Origin of the sequence: Devosia honganensis, assembly GCF_042648785.1 — a bacterium.
Classification (GTDB): domain Bacteria; phylum Pseudomonadota; class Alphaproteobacteria; order Rhizobiales; family Devosiaceae; genus Devosia; species Devosia honganensis.
Genome location: NZ_JBHRYD010000001.1, coordinates 1 through 25,370 on the forward strand (window position 1 = coordinate 1; position 25,370 = coordinate 25,370).

Here is a 25,370-nt window from a genome sequence, read left to right on the forward strand (position 1 = left end):
AAACGAAGTAGAATCAATGTCATGCACGTAGTCCAGAAAATTTAACCGGACAGCAGTGGGTCAAGCCCGAGGGAAGCCCGGTGTGGGAGATAAATTGAGCCAAGAGCCTGAAATGACCCCTCCCCCCTGAGGGAGGCGCGGGGGCCGGGAATACAGATTCATCCTCTGCGATAGCTCTGTTCGATTGGGGGAAAGGCGCGCCGGATTATCGGCTGATCACCGCCGTATTGCCGCTCTGGGAGCCGCCATTGGCGTTGGACGATTGCGGGAAACCGGCATTCTGGTCGACCGACAGCACCCCGTTGTCGTTGCCGCCCTCGGGCGCCGTCAGGATGGTGACGTTGACCATGCTGTCACTGGTCTGAACGATATTGCCACCGGTCAGCAATTGCCCGTCGGGGCCGTAGACCTCGTTGATGACGGTCTGGGTGCCGATCGAGACCTGGCTGATCGAGCCGATGCGGCTCGACTGCACGAGATTGGCGACATTGATCCCGTGCTGTTCGATACGGGCGTCGGAAAGCTCCTGCAAGGTCGCCACATTGTGGACGATCTGGTCGCCGGCAAAAGTGCGCGTCGCCGTCTCGACGACTTCGGAGCGCATGACATTGCCGAAATTCTCGCCATATTGGGAAATATGGGCGTCGATGCTGGCGCCTGCCGCCAGTTGCAGCCTGTTGTCGATGCGCTGCACCGCGCCCAGCGCAATGGTCTGGTTGGCCGTGCCGATGGCGTATTCGGCAATCGCCATATTGGCGGTATTGCTGCCGCGTTGCGATACCGAACCGGTCAGCAGACCCAGTTCGGCACTGTTGAAGATCAATTGCCGCGCATCGGAAGCGAAGAGCTGGTCGGCGAAGGTCAGGGTCTGGGCCGAGGCCACGCCGGCGATGTTCGTGCCCTCCTGGAACAGCACGCCCGCCACCGCATAGCTGCCGAGCGCCGCGACGTTGGAGACGGACTGCTCGCCATGGAAGCGCTGCACGACATTGCCCACGCTGCCGCTATATTCGATGGTGTTGACACTATTGCTGCCCTTCTGGGTGAGACTGCCCAGAGTTCTGAAATCCAGCATTTCCGTGAGGAACCGGTCGGTCAGGGCCTCGAGCGTATCGACGCTGACTTCGTTGTCGGCGACCTGCGAGCCGTCGGCAAACTGCTCGAAGGCGACTTCATCCTGCGCCAGGGCGACGCCGGACGAAACCAGGACAGCGATGCAGGCAAGGCCGAGGCGGCGCATTTCATCTATTCCTCAAGGAGCAAGGCGGGCCGCGCCGATGGCGCGACCCGTGGAGCGTGTGAGGGTCAGTCGCCGTTGGTGGACGGCAGGCTGATCGAGTTGGCCACATTGGTCGCCGACTGGATGATGTTGTTCACGTCACCGAAGGTCGACAGGTAGTTCTTGGCCAGCTGGCCGGCGTCGGCATACTGCGACACTTCGAAGTCGCAGGCGCAGGCGCCGCTCAGATCGATATCGCCGACCGAGACGTTGTTGGTCACGTTGGTCGCCGACTGGCCGAGATCCCAGACGTCGGCATCGATATAGCCGGCAGGATAGGGGCCATAATAAATCGGCTGGCTCTGGAATACCGCCGTATTGATGGCGGTCTGGCTATTGGTCGACGTCTGGACGATGTCGTTCTTCAACTTGTCGATATCGACCAGATTGGATGCGTTGACCGCACTTTGGGTCATGGCATCTTCCAGCGCGCCATCGAGATCGGCGTCATAGCCGCCCGAACCGCCCAGAATGGTGTTGAGCGCCACCTGGTGGTCCTTCACTTCCTGCTTGATGTTCCAGGCAGTGGTGCCGGTGATCGAGTTCACGACATTGGTGGCGGCCTGTTCCAGGTTCTGGAAGGTGCTGCCCTTGCCGCCATCGATCAGGTTGAAGGCGAACTGGCTGACATCGGCATATTGATCCACCGTGCCCAGCGTGAAGACGACGGAGTCCAGATTGACCAGGTTGCCGGCATTGACGGCGGTCTGGACGATATCGGTGGCATCATCGACATCGACGATCATGTTGATCGCCTTCTGGAAGCCTTCGAGCTTCTGCCGGATGTCGTCGCGGAGCGGATCGCACAGCGTGTCGCAGCTCGGCAGATCAACAGTGGGCGGGGGCGGCGGCGGGGGCGTGTACGGCGGGAAATATGGCGGAAACATGCCGCTAGCAAATGCCGCCGGAATGCTGAGCATCGTGGCGCTGAACAGCGCCGAGGCCAATACAAGTTTCTTCATGGTAGTTCTCCAGTTTGCTTCCCTTTTGAACCGCGCCGGATTATTCCGGTCGCGGCGTACTCCGGCATTCCTGGACACAGAACATCTCTGCGCAGAAAGCACAGCTTTCGGCGTTATCGACAAATCTGCCAGTAATACCGCACCAGCAGAGCAGGTTTGCTCGTTCGTGGAACCGCAAAGGCGCCGCGTGAAAATCAAACAATTGCTCTGATGATAGTCTTTTACCGCATTATGCAGACAAGGACTGCTCTACTGCGCCACAGGACGCAGAATGCAAGATAAACTTGTCTGAAGGAGCGGGTTTTACGCCTATCGGCGCGTATAAACTTTCACTGGTCACACCCTCCCGAGGTTCGTGAGCCACTTACTTCGTTTGAAGGACAGAATACTGCCATGAAACCGCCCAATCGTCCACACTTTCTTAACAAAAAGTTAGATTTTGGATTTTTCCTTGTTGACAGCACTTTATAAAGCCGGATGATGTTTCCCCGTTCGCGGCGTGGAAAATTATCCTCGCTCAATTTTCCGCTCACGGCGCGATGGCGCGGTCCAATGTGGCCATCGCCGCAACCGCCGGCCGGCTGCGGACATCGCGGCGGAAATCGCTGGGCGACATGCCGGCAATGCGGCGGAACGACTTGTTGAAGGCGCTCAGCGACCCGAAACCGCTCTCCATGGCCACCGCCAGCACGCTCGCCCCGTCCTTCATCAGCATGGCCTGCGCATAGGACAGGCGCATGAGATTGATATAGTCGTTGAGCGTCATGCCCGTGCATTTGCGGAAGACGGTCATGGCATATTTGGGATGGATGCCGGCGGCGACGGCGATATCGATGGAATCGATCTCCTCGCGAAAATTGGCGGCGATATAGTCGCAGATGCGCACCACGATGGGCGAAATGTGCGGATCGAGCCCGCCCTCGTCCTGCACCGCCGCGGTTTCGGGCAGCAGGCGATAGGGGGAGAAATGCAGGCGCTCGATGCGCAACAGCAATTCGTCCACCGCCAGGCTGGCCTTCATCGCATCGCCCGAACGCGCATATTCCACCCAGCGCAGGAAATTGACCGGATCGGCCGCATCGGTGGCGGACGAGACCAGCGTGGCCCCCTGCATCAGCCGCGACTGCACCCCGGCCGGCAGGCGCAGGCGAAAGAAATGCACCAGCGGCAGATGCCCGCCGGCATAGACCAGATCGTCAGAGATATCGTCGAGCCGATGCGGCTGCCCGCCCCAGAACAGGGCGAAATCGCCGGCCGAGAACCGCACATCGTGCCCGGCCATGCGGTAGTGCGCCCAGCCGCGCACGATATAGTTCACCTCCACCTGGGCGTGCCAATGCGCCACGCGCATGATGCGGGGCGTGGTGTGGAACATCTGCAGCGCCGTGGGCGCGCGCTCGACGCCATTTGCCAAAGGCTCGTAATAGAGGCGAGAATCCATCTTACTTTCCGCCCGGTCCGCATGGCCGATGAAAGGGTATGGCTCATTCGGGCGCGCTAACTTAGAAACCACTCGGTCCCGGAGCAATCGAAAAAGGCAGCGCCATCGGCTGCCGCCGGGCCGCCGGACAACGATCCGGCATCTTCGTGAGGAACCTGATATGACCGAACCCAAGATCCGCTGGGGCATTATCGGCCCGGGCAGCATCGCCAAGGCATTCCGCGGCGGCCTCGCCTCCAGCCGCCATGGCGTGCTCGCCGCCATCGCCACCCGCAATCCCGACCGGCCCGGCCTGGCGGAAACCTTCCCCGGCGCCCGCATCGTGCACGGCTACGACGCGCTCCTGGCCGACAAGGAGATCGACGCGGTCTATATCGCCGTGCCCCATCCCGGCCATGCCGAATGGGCCATCAAGGCGGCCCAGGCCGGCAAGCACGTCCTGGTGGAAAAGCCGCTGGCCCTTTCCGCCCACGAGGCCGATGCGGTGTTCCACGCCCACCGCAAGGCCGGCACCTTCGCCGGCGAAGCCTTCATGTATCGCCTGCACCCGCAGACCGCCCGGCTCATTGAGTTGATCCGCTCCGGCGCCATCGGCGAGATCCGCATGATCCAGTCGAGCTTCGGCTTCTCCATGGGCACGTTCCAGCCGGAGCACAGGCTGTTCGCCTCGGACCTGGCCGGCGGCGGCATCATGGATGTGGGCTGCTATCCGGTCTCCATGGCCCGCCTTCTCGCCGGCGCGGCGCAGGACCGGCCCTTCGCCGATCCGGTCAGGATCGCCGGCACCGCCGCCCTCAACGCCGAAGGCACCGATGACTGGGCCGCCGCCATCCTCACCTTCGACAACGGCATCGTCGCCCAGGTGTCCTGCGCCGTCATGGCCAATCTGGACAATGTGCTGCGCATCCACGGCTCGGAAGGCCGCATCGAGGTGCCCGATTTCTGGTTCGCCGGCGGCGACCGCGACCAGGGCCTGGGCCATATCGACGTCATCAGGGACGGCAGGACCGAGACCATCAGCGTCAACGCCACCGCCCATCTCTATTCCTTCGAGGCGGACGCCGCGTCGCTGGCCATTCTTGCCGGGAAGCAGGAATTCGACGTGCCCGGCATGAGCTGGGACGACACGCTGGGCAATCTGCGGGTTCTCGACAAATGGCGCCAGGACGCCGGCATCGCCTTCTCGGTGGAAACGCCCGCCACGCGCACCAGGACGCTCGACAACCGCCCGCTGGGCCCCAATAGCGGCATCATCCCCCGGCGCTCCATCCCGGGCCTGGACAAGCCGGCCTCCGCCGTGGCGCTGGGCTTCGAGGATTTCAAGACCTTCCCGTCCGGCGCCATCCTGCTCGACGCCTTCTGGGAACGGGGCGGCAACCTCTTCGACACCGCCTACATCTATGGCGGCGGCTACACCGAAACCCTGTTCGGCCAATGGCAGAAGAGCCGCGGCGTACGCGAGCAGGCCGTGCTCATCGGCAAGGGCGCGCATTCACCGCTGGTCTATCCGGACGTCATCGGCAAGCAACTGGCGCAGTCGCTGGACCGGTTGCAGACCGATTATGTCGACATCTACTTCATGCACCGCGACAATCCCGACGTGCCGGTCGGGGAGTTCGTCGATGCCATGGATGCCGAGGTGAAGGCCGGACGCATCCGCGGCCCCTTCGGCGGCTCCAACTGGACCCGGGAGCGCATGGACGAGGCCATCGCCTATGCGGAGCGCACCGGCAAGACGAAGCCGCAGGCGCTTTCGAACAATTTCGCCCTCGCCGAAATGCTCGACCCGATCTGGGATGGCTGCGTGACGGCCGCCACGCCCGAGTTCAAGCAATGGCTGATCGACCGGCAGATCACCAATTTCTCCTGGTCGAGCCAGGCGCGCGGCTTCTTCACCGACCTTGCCGGGCGGGACAAGCGCGACAATGAGGAACTGGTGCGCTGCTGGTATAACGAGCAGAATTTCGGCCGCCGCGACCGCGCGATCGAGCTGGGCAGGCAGCTCGGGCATTCGCCCATCCACATTGCCCTGGCCTATGTCCTCGCCCAGCCCTTCCCCAGCGTGCCGCTGATCGGGCCGCGGCGCCTGCTCGAACTCGAGGACAGCCTCAAGGCCTTCGAGATCAGCCTGACGCCCGAACAGGTGAAGTGGCTCGAAGAGGGCTGAGCCGGCACCTTTCATTGTCAGGCGGAGTCGGTGCCTTTGCTCCCCTCCCCCTTGAGGGGAGGGGTCGGGGGTGGGGGTCCTTCGGTGATCCGCAAAGCCACCCCCAGCCCTCCCCCAACGGCAACGGTCTTCGTCATTGCCCGGCTTGGTGGTGACACTCATCGCGGGCATTCAGCCCCGGCTATTCCTCGGCGAACGTGCCCACCGGGGTCACCTTGGCCAGCCGCACCAGCCGCAGCGCCGCGAGGAAGGCCAGCGCGGCAAAGGCTATCGCCATGGCGAAAAGCGGCACGATGCTCGCCAATATGGCCATCTTGTCCGGAGCCTGCGCATAGCCGGCGGCGTTGGCGGCAACGCCGGCCAGTGCCGCGCCCAGCGCATTGCCGGCCGATTGGGTGGTGGGCAGGAGGGTGGACGTCCGGTCGCGCTCCGCGTCGCTGCTGGCCTCCATGATGGTGAGCATGATGTAGCCATTGGACATGCCGAAACCGAGGCCCGTGGCCACCTGCCCCACCACCAGCAGGGCCGGCGAGGTCCATTGCAGTCCGCCCAGCACCGCCAGCAATCCCAGCGCCAGCAGCACCGGCCCGGCCTGGATCAGGATATGCCGCGTCGAACGGCGGCGCACATTGGCGACCGTCACCGAGGCGAGGCTCCAGCCGACCGCCATGATCGCGCCGACGGCGGCGGCCAGGGTCGGCCCATAATCCCAGAGCTGCTGCAACAGCAACACCAGATAGACCGCCGTGGCCGCGCCGGCGACCGGCATCAGCAGGAACACCCACAGGCCCGATCCCACCGCCGTGCGCAGGGAAAACGCGTCGGGCGGCATCAGCCGCTGGACGCTGCGGCGGTCCAGCCAGACGGCCCCCGCAAGCGTCGCCGCCGCCGCGGCGAGCAGCAGTACCGCCTGCACGGAGGGCGCGATGGCGGCCAGCGCCACCAGCATGGTGCCGCCGCCGATCGCCAGCAGCCGCAAGCCGGGAAAGCCGCTGGCCTGCTTCACCCGCCCGCCGCGCGGCACCACCAGCAGTACCATGGTGCAGAAGATCGCCACCAGCGGCACGTTGATCAGAAAGGCGGCGCGCCAGGAAATCAGCTCCGTCAGGGCGCCCGCTCCGGCCGGTCCGCCAAAGGCTGCCACCGCCCAGACCACCGCCTGCATGCCGAACACCTTGGGCACCAGACGGCTGGGGAACAGCTCCGGAATCAGCGCAAAGCACAGCGCCGCCACCACGCCCTCGCCAAAGCCCTGAATGGCCCGGCCCACCAGCACCTGCGCCATGTCGCCGGCCATGGCGGCGATCAGCGTTCCGGCCAGGAAAATCCCGGCGAAGGACAGCAGCGACCAGCGCGACCCCATCCGCCGCTTCAGCATCGCCGCCGCCGCCCCGCCCACGATGGCAAGGACCAGATAAAGCGTGGTCGCCCAGGAAATCACCTCGATGCCGCCCAGTTCCTGAACGGCGGAGGGCAGCGCGGTGGAGGACAGGAAGGCGTTGAAGGCAAACAGCGACACGCCCAGGCACAGGATCACCGTCACCGGCAGGTAACGCGGTCCGAAAATCTCGGCCCAACGGCCCTCGACAGTATCAGACATCGAAAATATCCAATTAAACAAGAATCGACTTGCTAATCTACGGCCACGGCGTTGGGAAGGGGAGGCATTGTTTTCGCCGCCCTGCCCTGCGCCGACATCCGCCCTCCCATGGTTACACCCTTGTGCTTACTTGTCCTTCGCGGCCCCCTGCCCTAAATATCGGCATGCAGGTTTTTCCTGCATTGTTCTCAGGGCGGGGCGAAATTCCCCACCGGCGGTAAAGGCAGCGATGCCAAGCCCGCGAGCGCTCCTTTCGGGGAGGTCAGCAGATCCGGTGCAATCCCGGAGCCGACGGTCACAGTCCGGATGAAAGAGAACGGGACCAAGCGCCTTTGCCGGCGCGCGCAGGCCGTTGGCCCGTGCGTTCTCCGGCCTGTCGTCTCCCGTAACCCTGAGGAAACTGGTTACGGAAAGGACGACGAATGAACCAGATTTCCTCGACTGCCCACGGCGCCGCATCCGGCGCCATGTTCATGCTGGCCGCCAGCCTGGTTTTTGCCGGCACCAACACGCTGCAATCCATCCTGCCCTGGCAGTTCGGCATGAACTCCACCGGCATGGCCTTCTGGCAATATCTCATTGCCTCCATCCTGGCCCTGCCCCTTATCCTACGGATAGGCCTCAATAATTTGCGCACGCGCCACCCCCTGGCACATGAGGCCCGGGCCTTCGCCTCGGCGCTGGGCGTGCATGTCTTCGTCTATGGCTTCGCCTCGGGCGTGCCGATCTGGCAGATGGTGACGCTGCTGGCCACCGGCCCGCTATTCATCGTTCTGGGCTCCACATTGTTCCTGGGCGAGCGCGTGTCCTCGGCCCGGATCGGGGCGGCGCTGGCCGGGTTCGTCGGTGCCATACTGGTCTCGGGCGTAGGCTCGGAACAGCTTGGCTGGCAGGCCTTCGTGCCGATCCTCGCCGCCGCGCTCTGGGCCGCCAACGACGTGCTGACCAAATATCTGGCGCGCGAGGAAAGCCCTGAAACCATTACGGTTTCCCTGCTGGTGCTGATGACCCCGAACCATCTGCTCATCCTGCTCGCCGTCAACGCGCTGGGCTGGATGCCGGCGGGGCTGGGATTCGGCCTGCCCGAGGGGAACGGCCTGTTCCTGCTGCTGCTATTGGGCGCACTGACCGCCGGGGCGCAATATCTGCTGAGCTTCGCCTACAAGCTGGCCGACGCCACCTATCTCCAGCCGTTCAGCGACCTCAAGGTGCCGCTGAGCGGATTGGTGGGATGGATCCTGCTCGGCCAGGTGCCCTCGATCTGGTTCTGGCCCGGCGCGGCGCTGATCGCCGGGGCCTCGGCCTTCATCTTCTGGGTCGAGAGCCGCGAGGAGCCGACGCGCCTGCAACCGGCGTAACATCGCCGGCGCCAATGCCAGCACATCGTTAGCATTTTCCACTGCATCGGGGGCGAATCCATCAACGGGTTCGCCCTTTTTCTTGCCCCGGGGCACAATCTGTTCCAAATCTGGAACGAATATTCCAGGGAGCGGGCTCTTGACCGATCGCATCCGCGTCGCCGCACAGGATTTCGACGGCCTGCGCGCCGCCATAATGGAGCGCCAGTCGACGCTGCCGAAACGGCTGGTGCAGGTGGCCGGCTATGCGCTCGACCATCCCGACGAGATCGCCTTCGGCACCGCCGCCAGCATCGCCGCCGCCGCCGGCGTGCAACCCTCGACGCTGGTGCGCTTCGCCCAAGCTTTCGGCTTTGGCGGCTTTTCCGACCTGCAACAGATTTTCCGGGCCCGGCTGATCGGCCGGACGCCCTCCTATGAGGAGCGGCTGCGCAAACTGGGCGCGGGCGGCGCGCAAAAGGGCGAAGGCGCCGCCATCTTCGACAATTTCGTCGCCGCCGCCCAGGCCAGCCTCGAAGCGCTCTCGGCCAGCGTCGATGCGGCGGAGTTCGAGCGGGCGGCCGACCTGCTGGCCGGCGCCGAGACCATCTATCTGGTCGCCCGCCGCCGCGCCTTCCCCATCGCCGCCTATATGGCCTATGCCTTCGGCAAATTGCGGGTGCGCTGCCAACTGGCCGGCACCGAGGCCGGCATCGACGACGACCTGCTGGCGCTGGCCACGCCCCGCGACGCGGGCTTTGCCGTCAGCTTCTCGCCCTATGCCACCGAAAGCGCCCGGCAGGCGGAAACGCTGGCGGCCAACGGCGTCCCGCTGGTGGCGCTGACCGATTCGGCGCTCTCGCCGCTGGCCGCATGCGCCGATGTCCGGTTCGACGTGGTGGAGGCCGACCATGCCGGCTTCCGCTCGCTTTCCGCCAGCATGGCCCTGGCCATGGCGCTGACCGTCTCGGTGGCCGAAAAGCGCCGGCAGCGAAGGGTCTAGAATTTTTATTCTATCTTGCCTTATTTTAGAACCTGTGTTTCATTTCTGACAACCTGACGGAGGAGCGGCATGTCTGGAAGCGAGGCCGAAAACGGCACCAAGACGCTCGATGTGATCACCATCGGCCGGGCCTCGGTCGATCTTTACGGACAGCAGATCGGCACGCGGTTGGAGGATGTCGGCAGCTTCGCCAAATCGGTGGGCGGTTGCCCGACCAATATCGCCGTGGGCACGGCGCGGCTGGGGCTGAAATCGGCCCTGATCACCCGGGTCGGCGACGAGCAGATGGGCCGCTTCATCCGCGAGCAGTTGCAGCGCGAGGGCGTCGAGACCGCCGGCATCGTCACGGACAAGGAGCGGCTGACGGCGCTGGTGCTGCTCTCGGTGGAGAACGACGATTCCTTCCCGCTGATCTTTTATCGCGACAATTGCGCCGACGCCGCCCTCGACGAGAACGACGTGGACGAGGCCTTCATCCGCTCGGCACGGGCGGTGCTGGTCACCGGCACGCATTTTTCCCAGCCCCATTCCGACGCGGCGCAGCGCAAGGCCATGCGCATCGCCCGCGCCAATGGCGCCAAGGTGGTCTTCGACATCGACTACCGGCCCAATCTGTGGGGGCTGGCCGGGCACGACGCCGGCGACAGCCGCTACATCGCCTCCGACACGGTCTCGGCGCATCTGCGCACGGTGCTGCCCGAATGCGACCTGATCGTGGGCACGGAAGAAGAGGTTCTCATTGCAGCCGGCCAGGCCGGCCTGCATGACGCGCTCAGGACGATCCGGTCGCTCTCCTCCGCGACCATCGTCCTGAAGCGCGGACCCATGGGCTGCATCGTCTATGACGGCGCCATTCCCGACGATCTCGAACAGGGCATCGTGGGCAAGGGCTTTCCCATCGAGGTCTATAACGTGCTGGGCGCCGGCGACGCCTTCATGAGCGGCTTCCTGCGCGGCTGGCTGCGCGGCGAGCCGCACGCCACCAGCGCCACCTGGGCCAATGCCTGCGGCGCCTTCGCGGTGAGCCGCCTGCTCTGCGCCCCGGAAATCCCCACCTGGACCGAGCTCAATTTCTTCCTCGACCACGGCAGCGCCGAGCGCGCCCTGCGCAAGGACGAGGCGATCAACCACGTGCATTGGGCGACGACGCGGCGGCGGGACATCCCCAGGCTGATGGCGCTGGCCATCGACCATCGCAGCCAGTTCGAAGACATGGCCGGCGGCGACGCGCAGATGCTGGCGCGCATACCCGAGTTCAAGGTGCTGGCCGTGCGCGCCGCGGCGCAGGTGGCCGGCGGACGCGACGGCTTCGGCATGCTGCTGGACGACAAATACGGGCGCGACGCGCTCTACGCCGCCGGGGCGATCGGCAATTTCTGGATCGGCAAGCCGATCGAGCTGCCCGGCTCGCGCCCGCTGCAATTCGAGTTCACCCAGGATCTGGGTTCGCGCCTGGTGGAATGGCCGGTCGACCACTGCATCAAGGTGCTCTGCTTCTACCATCCCGACGATCCGGCGGAGCTGCGCGCCACCCAGATCGGCAAGCTGCGCGCCGCCTTCGACGCCGCCCGCGCCATCGGACGGGAATTGCTGGTGGAGATCATCGCCGGCAGGAACGGACCGCTTGAACAAGACACGGTGGCGCGCGCCCTCGCCGCGATCTACGATGCGGGCATCAAGCCCGACTGGTGGAAGCTGGAGCCGCAGGCCAGCCCCGCCGCCTGGGCGAGCACCGAGGCGGTGATCGCGGCGCGCGATCCTTTGTGCCGCGGCATCGTGCTGCTGGGGCTCGACGCCCCGCAGGCGGAACTGGAAGCCGGGTTCCGGGCCGCCAAGGCATCGCCCCGCGTCAAGGGGTTCGCGGTGGGCCGCACCATCTTCGCCGACGCGGCGCGGCAATGGCTGGAGGGAACGATGAGCGACGAGGCGGCGGTCGCCGACATGGCGCGGCGGTTCGGGGCGCTGGTGGAGGTCTGGGAAGGAAGCTGAGGGCCTGACCCATTCCCTGCATCGCTACCGGACTTGTTCCGGTGGTCCAGATGGCCTCGCGAGGTGGATTGCCGGGACGAGCCCGGCAATGACGAAGGGGGATGATGAGGGGGAGGCGGAGGGCTTACCGAACTTCCACCTGCGTCACCACCGGACTTGTTCCGGTGGCCCGGACGGCTTCGCGAGGTGGATTGCCGGGACGAGCCCGGCAATGACGAAGGAGAATGATGAGGGGGAGGCTGTGAATTCTTCACCTGCGTCACCACCGGACTTGTTCCGGTGGTCCAGACGGCCCCGCGAGGTGGATTGCCGGGACGAGCCCGGCAATGACGAAGGGGAGGCCGGGGAAAGAATACGGGAGCACCCCTGACGGATTTGGAGAGAGCGGCGATGAGCCAGAAGACAGTTCGATTGACGATGGCGCAGGCCGTGGCGCGGTTCATGACGGCGCAGAAGACGGTGATCGATGGCGAGACGGTGCCGATCTTCGGCGGGGTCTGGGCCATTTTCGGCCATGGCAATGTGGCCGGGGTGGGCGAGGCGCTGCACGCGGTCAAGGACGTGCTGCCCACCTATCGCGGGCAGAACGAGCAGAGCATGGCCCATGCCGCCATCGCCTATGCCAAGGCCAGTTTCCGCCGCCGCTTCATGGCCTGCACCAGCTCCATCGGGCCGGGCGCGCTCAACATGGTGACGGCGGCGGCGCTGGCACATGTCAACCGCCTGCCGGTGCTGCTGCTGCCCGGCGACGTCTTCGCCAACCGCCTGCCCGACCCGGTCTTGCAGCAGGTGGAGGATTTCGGCGACGGCACGGTGTCGGCCAATGACTGCTTCCGCCCGGTGAGCCGCTATTTCGACCGCATCACCCGGCCCGAGCAGATCATCCCCGCCCTGCGCCGGGCCATGCAGGTGCTGACCGACCCGGCCGAATGCGGCCCGGTGACGCTGAGCCTCTGCCAGGACGTGCAGGCGGAAGCCTATGACTATCCCGAAAACTTCTTTGCCGAAAAAATCTGGGTGCCGCGCCGCATCATGCCGGATGCCGACGAATTCGCCGAGGCGGCATCGGCGCTGCGCCGGGCCGAAAAGCCGGTGATCATCGCCGGCGGCGGGGTGCTCTATTCCCAGGCCAGCGACAGCCTCGCCGCCTTTGCCGAGGCACACGGCATTCCGGTGATGGAGACGCAGGCGGGCAAAAGCGCCCTGCCCCACGACCACGACCTCAATATGGGCAGTATCGGGGTGACCGGAACCTCCGCCGCCAATGCGCTGGCGGAAGAGGCGGACCTGGTGCTGGCCGTGGGCACGCGGCTGCAGGATTTCACCACCGGCTCCTGGGCGCTGTTCAAGAATGACGGTCTCAGGATCGTCGGGCTCAACGTGCAGGTCTTCGACGCCATGAAGCACGACGCGCTGCCGCTGGTGGCCGATGCACGGGTGGGCCTCGAGGCGCTGGGCGCGGCGCTGGCCGGCTGGCGGGTGGATGCGGGCTGGACCGCGAAAGCGCGCGCCGGCAAGGACGACTGGCTGGACGCGGCCGATGCCGCCCGCGCCGCCTCCAATGCCGAGCTGCCCTCGGACGCGCAGGTGATCGGCGCGGTGCAGCGCGGCCGCCGGGACGCCACCGTGGTCTGCGCCGCCGGCGGCCTGCCGGGCGAGCTGCACAAGCTGTGGCGGGCCGAGGGGCCGGGCAGCTACCACCTCGAATACGGCTTTTCGACCATGGGCTACGAGATCGCGGCGGGCCTCGGCGTGGCGCTGGCCAGGCCGGACGACGATGTCGTCGTCATGGTAGGGGACGGCTCCTATCTGATGATGAACTCGGAAATCGTCAGCGCCGTGATGATGGGGCTGACTCTCACCTTCGTCGTGCTCGACAATTCCGGCTATGGCTGCATCAACCGGCTGCAAATGGCCACCGGCGGCGCCAATTTCAACAATCTGTTCCGCGACACCCATCACGTGGCGCTGCCGCAGGTGGACTTCGCCGCCCACGCCGCCGCCCTGGGCGCGCGGGCGCGCAAGGTGCAATCGCTGGCCGAGCTGGAGGCAGCACTGAAGGAGAGCGAGGGAACGGAGGGCGTTTCGGTCTTCGTCATCGACACCGACCCGCTGATCACCACCGATGCGGGCGGGCACTGGTGGGACGTGGCGGTGCCCGAGGTGAGCGAGCGCAGCGAGGTGAACGCGGCGCGCGAGGCCTATGTGAAGGCCTTGCGGGCGCAGCGGGCGGGATAAGGCGGCAGGCAACGAAGGCCCCCTCATCCGCCCCTTCGGGGCACCTTCTCCCACGAGGGGAGAAGGGTATCGTGGCTCGCACAATCGCCCGCTCTTCCCTCTCCCCTTGCGGGAGAGGGAAGAGCGGCCAGAGGCCGGGACGGGTGAGGGGTATTTTGGCGCAACAGCGCAGGAGAGAAATGCAGTGAAAGCCAAGCTCGGCATGTCGCCCATCGCATGGTGGAACGACGATCTGGTGGAACTGAGCGATGACGTGTCGCTGGAGGAGTGCCTGCGGCAGTCGCGCTCGGCCGGGTTCACCGGCATGGAGAAGGGGCGGCGCTTTCCCGAGGACCCGGCGGTGATGCTGCCCATCCTCAGGGCCGCCGACGTGACGCTGTGCGGGGGCTGGTTCTCGGGCACGGTGGTGGACGAGGAGCTGGCGGCCAACAAGGACCGCATCGCCCCCATGATCGAGCTGTTCAAGGCGGTCGGCGCGCCCTGCATCGTCTATGGCGAGGTGGGCCGCTCCATCCAGGGGCGGCGGGAGGTGCCGCTGGCGCAAAAGCCGCGCCTTGGCGAGGACGAGATGAAGGATTACGCCCGCCGCATGACCGCGTTCGGCGAATGGTGCGCCGACCAGGGCATGCCCCTCTCCTACCACCATCACATGGGCGCCGTGGTGGAGACCGAGACGGAGCTCGACGCCTTCATGCGTCATTCGGGCGAGGGCATCCCGCTGCTGCTCGATGCCGGGCACCTGGCCTTTGCCGGCGGCGACGTGCTGCGCGCCATCGACAATCACCATGCCCGCATCAACCATGTGCACGTCAAGGATATCCGCCGCGAGGTGGTGGACGGGCTCGACCGCGACCGGCAGAGCTTCCTCGATGCGGTGGCGCTGGGCGCCTTCACCGTGCCGGGCGACGGCTCGCTGGATTTCGGCGCCATCGTGCAGCGCCTCGCCGATCACGGCTATGAGGGCTGGTTCGTGGTCGAGGCGGAGCAGGACCCGAGGAAGAACCCGCCGCTCGAGATGGCCCGGATCGGCTACAAGGAGCTCATGCGGGTGATGGACGCCGCCGGCTATACGGTGGAAACGCAGGGCTTTCCCCAGGGGTGAGATTTCCGTGCCCCCTGTGCTATGGAGCGGGCGCGGGATGAACGACGAACAAAAGGACAGCGGCCCCCATGGCGCTCAAGCTCAAGCAGAACGACGTGACCTGGTTCCAGCCGCTGTGGCGGCGCGTCGCGGTGACGTGCTTCCTCGTCCTGTGGCTGGGCTGGGAATTGCTGTTCACCAGGGACATGTTCTGGGCCGTGCTGGTGGGCGCCGCCCTGGCCTATGCCGCCTATAATTTCTTCTACGCCTTTCCCAAGGAGCAGGCTCATGACGCACTCCCCCCTGCTGATCCGGCCGAGAGCGAAGACCGGCAAGATCCATGAGGTGACCCCCGCCTCGGCGGGCTGGACCCATGTGGGCTTCGCCCTGCACCGTCTCGCGCCCGGCCAGACCTATGGCGAGGCGACGGAGGAGCGGGAAGTGTGCCTCGTGCTGGTAGGCGGCAAGGGGCGCTTCGCCGTCGATGGCGAGGATTTCGGCGAACTGGGCGAGCGCATGAACCCCTTCGAGGGCGCGCCCTGGGCGCTCTACGTGCCGGCGGGGCGCAATTGGGCCGTCGACGCCACCACCGAGCTCGAACTGGCGATCTGCTCGGCGCCGGGCGGCGGCGATTTCCACGCCCGGGCCATCCCGCCCGGAACCCATCCGCGCCTCACCCGCGGCAAGGGCGCCAATGTGCGGCACGTCCACAATATCATGCCCGAGGACGATGGCGCCGCCCATTCCCTGCTGGTGGTGGAGGTGATCACGCCCCAAGGCAATACCTCCTCCTATCCGCCCCACAAGCACGACGAGGACAACCTGCCGCACGAAAGCCGGCTCGAGGAAACCTATTACCACCGCATGAACCCGCCCCAGGGCTTCGCCTTCCAGCGCGTCTATACCGACGACCGCAGCCTGGACGAGGCCATGGCGGTGGAGGATGGCGACGTGACCCTGGTGCCGCGCGGCTACCACCCGGTGGCGACCACGGCGGGCTACGACCTCTATTACCTCAACGTCATGGCCGGGCCCAGGCGGGTGTGGAAATTCCACAATGCGCCCGAGCATGAGTGGCTGCTGGGATAGGCTATCGCCCCCGGAACACCGATTTGTCGGCCAGGGTGCCGGTGATTTCGCTGACCTTGACGGCCCGGCCCTCGGCGACGGATTTCAGCGCCGCATCGGCCAGAGCGAGGGCGATCAGCCCGTCGGCGCCGCTGGGCACCGCGGGCGTCCCGGCCTCGACGCTGTCGATGAAGGCGGCGATCTCGCGGGCATAGGCCTCGGTGTAGCGGGTCATGAAGAAGTCATGCAGCGGCGGCCGCGTATAGCCCGCTTCGGTGGCCAGCTCGATCGACACCGGGCGCTGGTTCTCGGCGGCGACGGCGCCCCTGGAGCCGTGCACCTCGATGCGCTGGTCGTAGCCATAGCTGGCGCGGCGCGAATTGGAGATGGTGGCGTGCTTGCCCGAGGCGGTGAACAGCATGAGCGAGGCGCTGTCATAATCGCCCGCCGCGCCGATGGCCTCGTCCACCAGCACCGAGGCCTGGGCGGAAACGGTCTCGATCTCCTCGCCCAGCAGGAAGCGCGCCATGTCCAGGTCGTGGATGGTCATGTCGCGGAAAATGCCGCCCGAGCGCTTGATGTAGTCGAGCGGCGGCGGCCCGGGATCGCGCGAGACGATGGTGACCATTTCCACCGTGCCGATCTGCCCGGCGTCGATGGCCTGCCGCACCGCCTGGAAATGCGGATCGAAGCGGCGGTTGAACCCCACCATGAGGGTGGCGCCCGCCGCATCGACGACCTTGAGGCAGGCCTTGACCCGCTCCACGTCGAGATCGATCGGCTTCTCGCAGAAAATCGCCTTGCCGGCGCGGGCGAAGCGCTCGATCAGCTCGGCATGGGTGTCGGTGGGGGTGCAGATGATCACCGCGTCGATATCCGCGGCAGCCTCGATGGCCTCGATGCTGCGCACCTGGGCGCCATAGCCGGCGGCCAGTTCAGCGGCGGCCGGCGCCATCGCATCGGCAACCGCCACTAGGCGCGCCTTGGGATTGGACGTGACGGCCCGGGCGTGCACCTTGCCGATGCGGCCGGCGCCGAGCAGGCCAAAATTTGTGGTCATGACGGGAACCCTCCACCCTGTTGGACCGGAAACCGGACCGGCCCGAAATCGACGGAATGAATAGACGGTTTGCGGTGGATTTGGAACGGGAATTCCAGCCCCACGCGCGATCCCTCACCCTTGAGGGGAGGGTTGGGGAGGGGGGCGATCCTAATGCTCGCGGGCGCGTTCGAGCAGGCGCTTGCATTCGAGCAGTTCGCGCAGGACGTCGGAGAGCTTGTTGCGCGCCTCCTCGTCGAGGGCGGGGCTGGCGAGCATGGCGGCTTCCTCGAGCTCGGCTTCGTCGCCGGCGTCCTCCGCCTGTTCGATCATGGGCAGGATCTCGTCGAGCCCCCTGCCCTCGCCCACGGCGATGACATAGCGCGGCCCCTGCTCCTTGAGGATGCGCTGCACGCCCTTGATGGTAAAACCCTGATCGTAAAGCAGGTGCCGGATGCCGCGCAGCAGCATCACGTCCTCGGGACGGTAATAGCGCCGGCCGCCGCCGCGCTTCAGCGGCTTGATGGTCGAGAAGCGCGTCTCCCAGAAGCGCAGGACATGCTGGGGAAGGTCGAGTTCCTCGGCAGCTTCCGAGATGGTCCGGAATGCGTCTGGCGACTTGTCCAAACCGCTGATCCTTCTGGCGATAAAGCCTTACTTTCCAGCGGAGACCATAGACTTGTTGATCTTCGACTTCAACACATTGCTGGGTTTGAACACAAGAACCTGCCGCGGCAGGATCGGCACTTCCTCGCCCGTTTTGGGGTTGCGGCCGATCCGCTCGTTCTTGGAGCGCACCTGGAAGGAGCCGAAAGAGGACAGCTTGACGTTCGAGCCCTCCACCAGGGCGTCGGTGATCAATTCAAGCACCCGCTCGACCAGTTCGGCCGACTCGGTCCGGGACAATCCCACCGTGCCGTAAACCGCATCCGCCAGATCGGCCCGCGTTACCGTCTTCTGCGCCATTCGCACCCCCAAATATCGCCATATGACCGGTTTCCCAGGCGTACGGCATGGAAAATCGCCAATATCTCCACCGTTGGCGCGACTCGCACGAGCCGCGCGCCGTCCCGGGGAACCCTGCCCGAACGGCGCCGAAGGGCCGTTTTCACCCCCCGTTCGGCGCCGGGCCTGTCTGCCCCGCAAGACACTAACGCCTTGAAACGCTTGAGGTCAATGTCGCTCGACTACCAGCGGATCAGCGAGGCGCCCCAGGTGAAGCCGCCGCCCATGGCCTCGATCATGACGAGGTCCCCCTGCTTGATCCGCCCATCGGCGACCGCGACGCTGAGCGCCAGCGGCACCGAGGCGGCCGAGGTATTGGCGTGGCGGTCCACCGTGGTCACCACCTTTTCCGGCGGCAGGCCCAATTTGGCCCCGGCCCCGTCGATGATGCGCTTATTGGCCTGGTGCGGCACGAACCAGTCGAGGTCGCCGACGCCGTAGCCCGATTGTTCGAGCGTCGCATAGACCACGTCGGTGATCTTGCCCACGGCGTGGCGGAAGACTTCCGGCCCCTGCATGTGCACATGGCCGGTGGTGCCGGTGGTGGAGGGCCCGCCATCGACATAGAGCTTGTCCCAATGGCGGCCGTCCGAGCGCAGGGCCGAGGCCAGCACGCCGCGCTCGGGCTCGCCCTCCTCCAGATCGATGCGCTCCATGACGGCGGCGCCCGCCCCGTCCCCGAACAGCACGCAGGTGCTGCGGTCGGTCCAGTCCAGCAGCCGCGAAAAGGTCTCGGCGCCGATGACCAGCACGCGGCGGGCGAGCCCGTTCTTGATATAGCTGTCGGCGGTGGCGACGGCATAGACAAAGCCGGAACAGACCGCCTGGAGGTCGAAGGCGAAGCCGTGCTCCATGCCCAGCTTCATCTGCACCAGCGTGGCGGCGGCCGGGAAGGTATAGTCGGGCGTGGTGGTGGCGACGATGATGAGATCGATGTCGGCAATGGCGTATCCGGCATTGTCGAGGGCGGCGCGCGCGGCGGCCACGGCGAGGTCGGAGGTGAACTCCCCCTCCGCCGCGATATGGCGCTGCCTGATGCCGACGCGCTGGCGGATCCATTCGTCGGAGGTGTCGATGGTCCTGGCCAGCTCGTCATTGGTGACGATCCTTGCCGGCAGATAGCTGCCCACCCCGCGAATGACGGAACGAATTCTGGTCACGCCGATCTGGCCTCGGTCTCGGTCGGCGTGCCGGCGGCCGCCTTGTGAATGGGGAAACGGTGCATGGTGTCGCCCACCTTGTCCATCAGCCGGCTGCGGGCCATTTCATAGGCCAGCCCCAGGGCGCTCTTGTAGCCGATTTCGTCGGTGCCGCCATGGGATTTGATGACGATGCCGTTAAGACCCATGAAAACGCCGCCATTTACGGTGCGCGGGTCCATCTTGCGCCGCAGCGCGTTGAGGGCGGAGGAGGCGAACAGCGCCCCGATCCGGCTCATCAGCGTCGCCCTGAGCGAGCTGCGCAGATAGGACGCCACCTGCCTGGCGGTGCCCTCGGCGGTCTTGAGCGCGACATTGCCCACAAAGCCCTCGGTGACCACGACATCGACCGTGCCCTTGCCGATATCGTCGCCCTCGACGAACCCGTGATAGGTGAAGCCCGCGCCGCTGGCCTCCGACAGCATGCGGCCGGCTTCCTTGATGTAGTCCAGCCCCTTCACCTCTTCGGTGCCCACATTGAGCAGGCCCACCGAAGGCGATTCGGCGTCGAACAGCGCCCGGGCCAGCGCCGAGCCGAGAATGGCGTAATCCACCAGCTGGCGCGCATCGGCGCCGATGGTGGCGCCCATGTCGAGCACGATGATGTCGCTGCGCAGGGTGGGCCAGATGGCGGCGATGCCGGGCCGGGAAATGCCCTCCATGGGCCGCAGGCAGAAGGTGGCCATGGCCATGAGCGCGCCGGTATTGCCCCCGGAAATGGCGACGTCGGCCTCCCCGTCCTTGACCGACTGGATGGCCATCCACATGGAGGACGTGCCCTTGCCCTTGCGCAGGGCTTGGCTGGGCTTTTCATCCATGGCGATGACGGTTTCGCAGTGCCGGACCGTGGAAACGGGCTTCAGCGCCGGAAATTCATCGAGCAGGGGCGCGATCTGCTCCTGCCGGCCGTGAAAGACGAAACGCGTATTCTTGCGCTCCTTCAGGGCCAGATGGGCCCCGTGGATGACGGCCCGCGGGGCGTGGTCGCCGCCCATGGCATCCACGGAAATCGTTATGGAATCGGTCATTTCAGCCCGTTTTTAGGCCCGCCGGCGCAGGCAAGCAAACATATCCCATCGTCGGGTCGGCGCAAGCCCCGACCCCACGGCTCAGTCCTTCTTCCCATCGTCCGCCTTGAGGCGGGCGAGCTTGGCGAAGGGTCCGTCCCCGTCATCCCCGGCCCCCAGGCCGAGCGTGTCGATCGTCTCGCCTTCCCGCCGGGGATAGGGATCGAGCGCCAGAGCGAGGGTTTCCAGCAGCAGCGCGCTGAGATCCACCTCCGGCCCGTCGATGTGATCGGGAAAATCGTCGTTTTCAAGGTCGATGAAGACTTCCGAGCCGGCAGCGGGCTGCTGGCCCTGCTTGGGCGCGGGCAGAAACACCCGGTCGATCTCTTCTTCTATATGTTCGGCGACCGGCTCGAAGCTGACCACCGAAGCCTGGGTGACGCGCGCTTCCAGCCGCCCCTGCGCCCGCAGGCCGCCCCGGAAGGGCACCACGGTCAGCGCGGCGCTGAACGCTTCCACCGAAACGATGCCCATGGCCTGGGCGATGGCGAGGCGCGCCGCCGCATCGGCCTCCACCGCCACCGAGCGGCCGGAGGCTGGCAGCCTGTCGATGCGCACCACCGCATCGAAAATGGGCTCGGGCCCGCGGCTCACGCGGCCGCCTCGAAGCGGACGGTGCCGCCGGTGATGGCCTCGACCGCCTGCCCGGCCAGCTCGGCATCGCGGGCCATCACATAGGCGGCGAGCGCGGCGGCATCGGCATCGCCGGCCTCGTCGAGCACGTTGCGGGCCAGAACGGCGGCCACCGCCCCGGCATCGCCGCGGTCGAGCGCCTCGTTGAGCGCGGCGAGCAGCCCGAAAAAGATATTGCCCATCTTCTGGATCTTCTTGGGGACGGACAGATCCCCCACCCCCATCTCGCGCAGCGAGCGGTCCATGTCCTTGAAGAAAAGGTCGAACACCGCCTGGCTGAACGCCCTGGCGCCCTCCGGCCCGTGGCGCAGGCGGCGAAACAGCAGCGCCATGTGGAGGCTGATCATGTCGAAGCGCCCGGTCACCGTGTCGGGAACGCCCCACTCGGCATAGAATACCGGCTGCCGGGATTGCGCCACAATGGAATTATAGACGGCGTAAACCGGCTCGGTGGCGGTGTTCTTGCGAAACAGGGACAGGATCATGGGATTGCGCTCAGCGTCGGTATCGGTCAAACACAAGCGGACAGTGGTGCCGGGACCATTGCCAGCTTGCCAGACGGCTCAGTTGACGGCTACACATTCCGGCGGCCCAGGGCCAAGCGCCTCGTTGTCACGCCTATAGTCGAGAGCAATCGGGAAAGTCAAATTCATGCCTCTGCGTCTTGCAAAAGCCTCCGTTGCCGCGGCCGTCCTCGCCGTTGCGCTCGCCGGCTGCACCAGCAGCACCTCTTTGATTTCCAAGCGCACCCAGGGCTATGAAATTCCCGACTCGGCCCTGCAGCAGATTCGCCCCGGCCAGAGCCAGCAACTCGTCACCCTGGTGCTGGGCTCGCCCCAGTCCACCAACACCTTCGGCGACCGCACCGCCTGGTACTATGTCGAAACCAAGGTCAACCAGACCTCGTTCGGCCTCACCATGGTGCAGGAGCGCACCGTGCTGGCGGTCTATTTCGACCGCAACAAGAAGGTGGTGGACCGGGCCATCTATACGCTGGACGATGGCAAGGTGATCAATATCGAAACCCGCCGCACCCCCTCCTTCGGCGAGGACGCGACCTTCATCGACGCCATCCTGTCGTCGTTCTAGGAGCGTTTCCGCCTTATTCGGATCGATGTTTTCTTCACCGTCCCCACCCGGCTTGTCCGGGTGGTCCGGGCTTTTGCGCCAAAGACAGATTGCCCGGACAAGCCGGGCAATGACGGCGGTGAGAGAGGAGGCTTGCCCCTCACCCCATATCCGCCCCGGCGGCGCGGGCGATGGTGTCGAGGGCGGCGTTGACCAGGCCGCTGGCGTCGTCCTCGTAGAAGGCGCGGGCCACGTCGACATATTCGCTGATGACGACGCGCGGCGGGATGTCCTTGCGGCGCAGCAGCTCGAAGGCGGCGGCGCGCAGGATGGCGCGCAGCGTCGCATCGACCCGCTCGATGGGCCAGTTCTCGGCCAGGGCCCGGTCGACCGAAGGATCGATCTGCAATTGATGCGCGGCCACCCCGGTGACGATCTGGCGGAAGAAATCGGCATCGGCCGGCAGATATTGCTCGCCCTCGATCTCCCGGCCCAGATGGAAGGCGCCGAACTGGGCCAGCGTATCCTCGAGCGTCGCCCGGCCGATATCCATCTGATAGAGCGCCTGCACGGCGGCAAGGCGGGCGGCGCCGCGCTGATTGGCCGGCCGCAGGGTTCCGGAATCGCGTTTGGGATGGTCGGTCATCTGGCTGTTCGGTTTCGCTTTCGGTTCGGGCGGGGGCGCCGGCTTCAATCGTCGTCTTCCCCGATAACGGTCTCATCCTGCGCCAGTTCGGCCAGGAAGGAACGGAAATCGTCGGCGGCCGAGAAATTCTTGTAGACGCTGGCGAAGCGGACGAAGGCGACATCGTCGAGCCCCTTGAGGCCCTCCATGACATATTCGCCGATCTGGTCGGAGGTGACCTCCACCTCGCCCAGGCTTTCGAGCTGGCGCACGATGCCCGAAATCATGCGCTCGACGCGTTCGGGCTCGACCGAGCGCTTGCGCAGGGCGGTATTGACCGAGCGCGCCAGCTTCTCGCGGTCGAACGGCACCTTGCGGCCGGTCTTTTTCACCACGGTGAGGTCGCGCAGCTGCACGCGCTCGAAGGTGGTGAAGCGGCCGCCGCAGGCATTGCACACGCGGCGGCGGCGGATAGCGCCCGAATCCTCGGTCGGGCGGCTATCCTTCACCTGGGTATCGTCATTGCCGCAATAGGGACAGCGCATGGTCTCTCAGCTATAGATGGGGAAACGGTCGGTGAGCAGTTTCACCTTCTCGCGCACGCCGGCCTCGACCGCACCATTATTGTCCTCGCCATTGGCCTTGAGCCCGTCGAGCACTTCGATGATGAGCTCGCCCACCTCGCGGAACTCCGCCTCGCCGAAGCCGCGCGACGTGCCCGCGGGCGTACCCAGCCGCACCCCGGAGGTGATGGCCGGCTTTTCCGGATCGAAGGGCACCGCATTCTTGTTGCAGGTGATGTGGGCACGCCCCAGCGCCGTCTCGGTGGCCTTGCCGGTGAGGCCCTTGGGGCGCAGGTCGACCAGCATGAGATGGTTGTCGGTGCCGCCCGAGACGATGTCGACGCCGCCCTTGAGCAGCGTGTCGGCCAGGACCCGCGCATTGGCCACGACCCGCTGGGCATAGGTCTTGAAGTCGGGCGAGAGCGCCTCCTTGAAGGCCACCGCCTTGGCGGCGATGACATGCATCAGCGGCCCGCCCTGGATGCCGGGGAAGATGGCCGAATTGATCTTCTTGGCGATGGCCTCGTCATCGGTGAGGATGAGGCCGCCGCGCGGACCGCGCAGGGTCTTGTGCGTGGTGGTGGTGGCCACATGGGCGTGCGGGAACGGGCTGGGATAGACCCCGCCGGCCACCAGCCCCGCCACATGGGCCATGTCGACGAACAGGATGGCCCCGACCTCGTCGGCGATGGCGCGGAATTCGGCCCAGTCCATGACGCGCGAATAGGCCGAGAAGCCGGCGACGATCATCTTGGGCTTGTGCTCGCGGGCCAGGCTGCGCACCTGGTCCATGTCCACGCGCCCGTCCTGCTGACGCAGGCCGTACTGGACGGCGTTGAACCATTTGCCCGACTGGTTGGGCTTCGCCCCATGGGTGAGATGGCCGCCGGCGTCGAGCGACATGCCCAGAATGGTGTCGCCCGGCTGGATCAGCGCCTGATAGACGCCCTGATTGGCCTGCGAGCCGGAATTGGGCTGCACATTGGCGTAACCGACGCCGAACAACTGCCTGGCGCGCTCGATGGCGAGGTTTTCGGCCACGTCCACATATTGGCATCCGCCATAATAGCGCCGGCCCGGATAGCCCTCCGCATATTTGTTGGTCAGCACCGAGCCCTGCGCCTCGAGCACGGCGCGCGAGACGATGTTTTCCGAGGCGATGAGCTCGATCTCGTCCTGCTGGCGCTGCAGTTCATCGGCCATGGCCTGCGCCAGCTCGGGATCGATCTCGGCGACCGGAGCGGTGAAGAAGTTCGGGAAAAGCGGGGAAGCGGCAGCGGCGCTCATTGGACGGTGACCTCGCAGGCGACGAAGCGGATGGGCATGAGGGGGCTCTTATCACGGCGCGAAGCGCGATTCCAAGGCCGGGCGGAAGGTGCTGAAAATAGCTGTTCTGAAGACATGGGGGCTCCCTGTTGCGATTGGGTGCCCAGGCGAGCGGCTCTTGCAAGGTTCGCGTTCCCCGATGGTTCCCCATCTTTTCTCGCCAGTCGCGCGAACGGCTCCCTTATGGCCCAGAACGGCGGCAAGGGAAAGAGGCTCGGCGCGGGATCACGCGAACTTGCCGCGCCCGGCGGGCGGCGCGGGCGCATCGGCCGCCAGCCGGCGGCGCAGCTTGGCCAGCGCCAGCCGCTCCATATGACCCCGCGCGGCGTTGAGCGGCGCGATGACCACGACCTCGGTGCCGGTCGCCTCGTCGATGGCCGCCACGCGCATCTGCTGGCCCAGTTGAACGAATTCGAACAGCACGCGGCCTTCGCTCATCACGCCCTCCATGGCGGGAAGGGTAGCCGCTGCATCCGGCGGGGGCAATGCGGGTTGGCGGCATCGCGGGCGTGGAGAGAACCCCTCACCCGGAAATCCGCTGGACGCGGATTTCCACCCTCTCCCACAAGGGGAGAGGGGTGAGCATAGGGGTTGCCACGACTTCCCTTCTCCCCTTGCAGGAGAAGGTGCCCTGAAAGGGCGGATGAGCTGGAGCGAATTCTCCCTGCGGGCAGCCCGCC

The 25,370-nt window shown here is 65.9% G+C and carries 24 protein-coding genes and 2 riboswitches; of the genes, 9 read left to right on the top strand and 15 right to left on the bottom strand.

Annotation, left to right across the window (positions count from 1 at the left end; all coding sequences use genetic code 11):
* Positions 1-205 precede the first annotated feature (205 nt).
* The 3 genes from ACFOOL_RS00005 to ACFOOL_RS00015 all read right to left on the bottom strand — a co-directional run bounded on the left by ACFOOL_RS00005 (position 206) and on the right by ACFOOL_RS00015 (position 3,682).
* Entirely contained in the window at positions 206-1,240 is a 1,035-nt protein-coding gene (locus ACFOOL_RS00005; protein ID WP_380093729.1) for a hypothetical protein, read from the bottom strand.
* A 65-nt stretch (positions 1,241-1,305) separates the two neighbouring features.
* Positions 1,306-2,241: a hypothetical protein gene (locus ACFOOL_RS00010; RefSeq protein ID WP_380093731.1), complete on the bottom strand. Its 936-nt coding sequence runs from the start codon at positions 2,239-2,241 to the stop codon at positions 1,306-1,308.
* Between the two features lie 529 nt (positions 2,242-2,770).
* Positions 2,771-3,682, bottom strand: a complete 912-nt coding sequence (locus ACFOOL_RS00015) for a helix-turn-helix domain-containing protein (RefSeq protein ID WP_380093733.1) — start codon at positions 3,680-3,682, stop codon at positions 2,771-2,773.
* A gap of 160 nt (positions 3,683-3,842) precedes the next feature.
* Here ACFOOL_RS00015 and ACFOOL_RS00020 point away from each other — a divergent pair, with 160 nt between their 5' ends.
* Positions 3,843-5,849 (top strand): aldo/keto reductase, encoded by a 2,007-nt coding sequence (locus tag ACFOOL_RS00020; RefSeq protein ID WP_380093735.1) that lies wholly within the window; start codon positions 3,843-3,845, stop codon positions 5,847-5,849.
* 181 nt (positions 5,850-6,030) lie between these two features.
* Here the strand turns inward: ACFOOL_RS00020 and ACFOOL_RS00025 are convergent, their stop codons facing one another.
* A complete protein-coding gene (locus ACFOOL_RS00025) occupies positions 6,031-7,449 on the bottom strand; it encodes an MFS transporter (RefSeq protein WP_380093736.1) in 1,419 nt (472 codons plus the stop codon).
* A gap of 180 nt (positions 7,450-7,629) precedes the next feature.
* Positions 7,630-7,771: riboswitch (FMN riboswitch) on the top strand.
* Between the two features lie 100 nt (positions 7,772-7,871).
* Between ACFOOL_RS00025 and ACFOOL_RS00030 the strand changes: the two genes are divergently transcribed.
* The 7 genes from ACFOOL_RS00030 (at position 7,872) to iolB (ending at position 16,186) form a co-directional block, all read left to right on the top strand.
* Entirely contained in the window at positions 7,872-8,807 is a 936-nt protein-coding gene (locus ACFOOL_RS00030) for a DMT family transporter (protein WP_380093738.1), read from the top strand.
* 196 nt (positions 8,808-9,003) lie between these two features.
* A complete protein-coding gene (locus ACFOOL_RS00035; protein ID WP_380095880.1) occupies positions 9,004-9,789 on the top strand; it encodes a MurR/RpiR family transcriptional regulator in 786 nt (261 codons plus the stop codon).
* Positions 9,790-9,858: 69 nt separating this feature from the next.
* On the top strand, positions 9,859-11,778 hold the full coding sequence (locus tag ACFOOL_RS00040) for a bifunctional 5-dehydro-2-deoxygluconokinase/5-dehydro-2-deoxyphosphogluconate aldolase (RefSeq protein ID WP_380093740.1): 1,920 nt from the start codon (positions 9,859-9,861) through the stop codon (positions 11,776-11,778).
* Between the two features lie 390 nt (positions 11,779-12,168).
* The gene (gene iolD / locus ACFOOL_RS00045) at positions 12,169-14,016 is read left to right on the top strand and encodes a 3D-(3,5/4)-trihydroxycyclohexane-1,2-dione acylhydrolase (decyclizing) (RefSeq protein ID WP_380093741.1); all 1,848 of its coding nucleotides are present in this window, start codon (positions 12,169-12,171) and stop codon (positions 14,014-14,016) included.
* A gap of 184 nt (positions 14,017-14,200) precedes the next feature.
* Positions 14,201-15,118 carry a myo-inosose-2 dehydratase gene (gene iolE / locus ACFOOL_RS00050; RefSeq protein WP_380093743.1) on the top strand — a complete coding sequence of 306 codons (918 nt, stop codon included), beginning with the start codon at positions 14,201-14,203 and terminating at the stop codon, positions 15,116-15,118.
* 68 nt (positions 15,119-15,186) lie between these two features.
* Entirely contained in the window at positions 15,187-15,441 is a 255-nt protein-coding gene (locus tag ACFOOL_RS00055; protein ID WP_380093745.1) for a hypothetical protein, read from the top strand.
* On the top strand, positions 15,386-16,186 hold the full coding sequence (gene iolB / locus ACFOOL_RS00060; protein ID WP_380093746.1) for a 5-deoxy-glucuronate isomerase: 801 nt from the start codon (positions 15,386-15,388) through the stop codon (positions 16,184-16,186). Before ACFOOL_RS00055 ends, iolB begins: the two co-directional genes overlap by 56 nt.
* Before the next feature lies 1 nt (position 16,187).
* Here iolB and iolG read toward each other — a convergent pair whose 3' ends face one another.
* The 7 genes from iolG to ACFOOL_RS00095 all read right to left on the bottom strand — a co-directional run bounded on the left by iolG (position 16,188) and on the right by ACFOOL_RS00095 (position 21,593).
* A complete protein-coding gene (iolG, locus tag ACFOOL_RS00065) occupies positions 16,188-17,225 on the bottom strand; it encodes an inositol 2-dehydrogenase (RefSeq protein ID WP_380093748.1) in 1,038 nt (345 codons plus the stop codon).
* A 150-nt stretch (positions 17,226-17,375) separates the two neighbouring features.
* Positions 17,376-17,831 carry a MerR family transcriptional regulator gene (locus ACFOOL_RS00070; RefSeq protein ID WP_380093749.1) on the bottom strand — a complete coding sequence of 152 codons (456 nt, stop codon included), beginning with the start codon at positions 17,829-17,831 and terminating at the stop codon, positions 17,376-17,378.
* Positions 17,832-17,858: 27 nt separating this feature from the next.
* The gene (locus tag ACFOOL_RS00075; protein ID WP_380093751.1) at positions 17,859-18,170 is read right to left on the bottom strand and encodes an integration host factor subunit alpha; all 312 of its coding nucleotides are present in this window, start codon (positions 18,168-18,170) and stop codon (positions 17,859-17,861) included.
* A gap of 221 nt (positions 18,171-18,391) precedes the next feature.
* Positions 18,392-19,369, bottom strand: coding sequence for a beta-ketoacyl-ACP synthase III (locus ACFOOL_RS00080; RefSeq protein WP_380093753.1), 978 nt, complete (start codon positions 19,367-19,369; stop codon positions 18,392-18,394).
* Positions 19,366-20,436 carry a phosphate acyltransferase PlsX gene (gene plsX, locus ACFOOL_RS00085; protein ID WP_380093754.1) on the bottom strand — a complete coding sequence of 357 codons (1,071 nt, stop codon included), beginning with the start codon at positions 20,434-20,436 and terminating at the stop codon, positions 19,366-19,368. The genes ACFOOL_RS00080 and plsX overlap by 4 nt, the downstream gene beginning before the upstream one ends.
* An 81-nt stretch (positions 20,437-20,517) precedes the next feature.
* On the bottom strand, positions 20,518-21,069 hold the full coding sequence (locus ACFOOL_RS00090; RefSeq protein WP_380093756.1) for a YceD family protein: 552 nt from the start codon (positions 21,067-21,069) through the stop codon (positions 20,518-20,520).
* Positions 21,066-21,593 (bottom strand): ubiquinol-cytochrome C chaperone family protein, encoded by a 528-nt coding sequence (locus ACFOOL_RS00095; RefSeq protein WP_380093758.1) that lies wholly within the window; start codon positions 21,591-21,593, stop codon positions 21,066-21,068. The genes ACFOOL_RS00090 and ACFOOL_RS00095 overlap by 4 nt, the downstream gene beginning before the upstream one ends.
* 166 nt (positions 21,594-21,759) lie before the next feature.
* On the opposite strand from ACFOOL_RS00095, the gene ACFOOL_RS00100 reads away from it, so the two are divergent.
* Positions 21,760-22,197, top strand: coding sequence for an outer membrane protein assembly factor BamE (locus ACFOOL_RS00100; protein ID WP_380093760.1), 438 nt, complete (start codon positions 21,760-21,762; stop codon positions 22,195-22,197).
* Positions 22,198-22,336: 139 nt separating this feature from the next.
* On the opposite strand, the gene nusB is transcribed toward ACFOOL_RS00100, so the two are convergent.
* From nusB to ACFOOL_RS00120, 4 genes are all read right to left on the bottom strand, one after another.
* Positions 22,337-22,822, bottom strand: a complete 486-nt coding sequence (gene nusB, locus ACFOOL_RS00105) for a transcription antitermination factor NusB (protein ID WP_380093761.1) — start codon at positions 22,820-22,822, stop codon at positions 22,337-22,339.
* A gap of 44 nt (positions 22,823-22,866) precedes the next feature.
* Positions 22,867-23,346 carry a transcriptional regulator NrdR gene (nrdR, locus tag ACFOOL_RS00110; protein ID WP_380093763.1) on the bottom strand — a complete coding sequence of 160 codons (480 nt, stop codon included), beginning with the start codon at positions 23,344-23,346 and terminating at the stop codon, positions 22,867-22,869.
* A 6-nt stretch (positions 23,347-23,352) separates the two neighbouring features.
* Positions 23,353-24,651: a serine hydroxymethyltransferase gene (gene glyA, locus ACFOOL_RS00115; RefSeq protein ID WP_380093765.1), complete on the bottom strand. Its 1,299-nt coding sequence runs from the start codon at positions 24,649-24,651 to the stop codon at positions 23,353-23,355.
* A gap of 133 nt (positions 24,652-24,784) precedes the next feature.
* A riboswitch (ZMP/ZTP riboswitch) is annotated at positions 24,785-24,868 on the bottom strand.
* Positions 24,869-24,915: 47 nt separating this feature from the next.
* Positions 24,916-25,128, bottom strand: coding sequence for a DUF6898 family protein (locus tag ACFOOL_RS00120; RefSeq protein WP_380093767.1), 213 nt, complete (start codon positions 25,126-25,128; stop codon positions 24,916-24,918).
* Between the last annotated feature and the right edge of the window lie 242 nt (positions 25,129-25,370).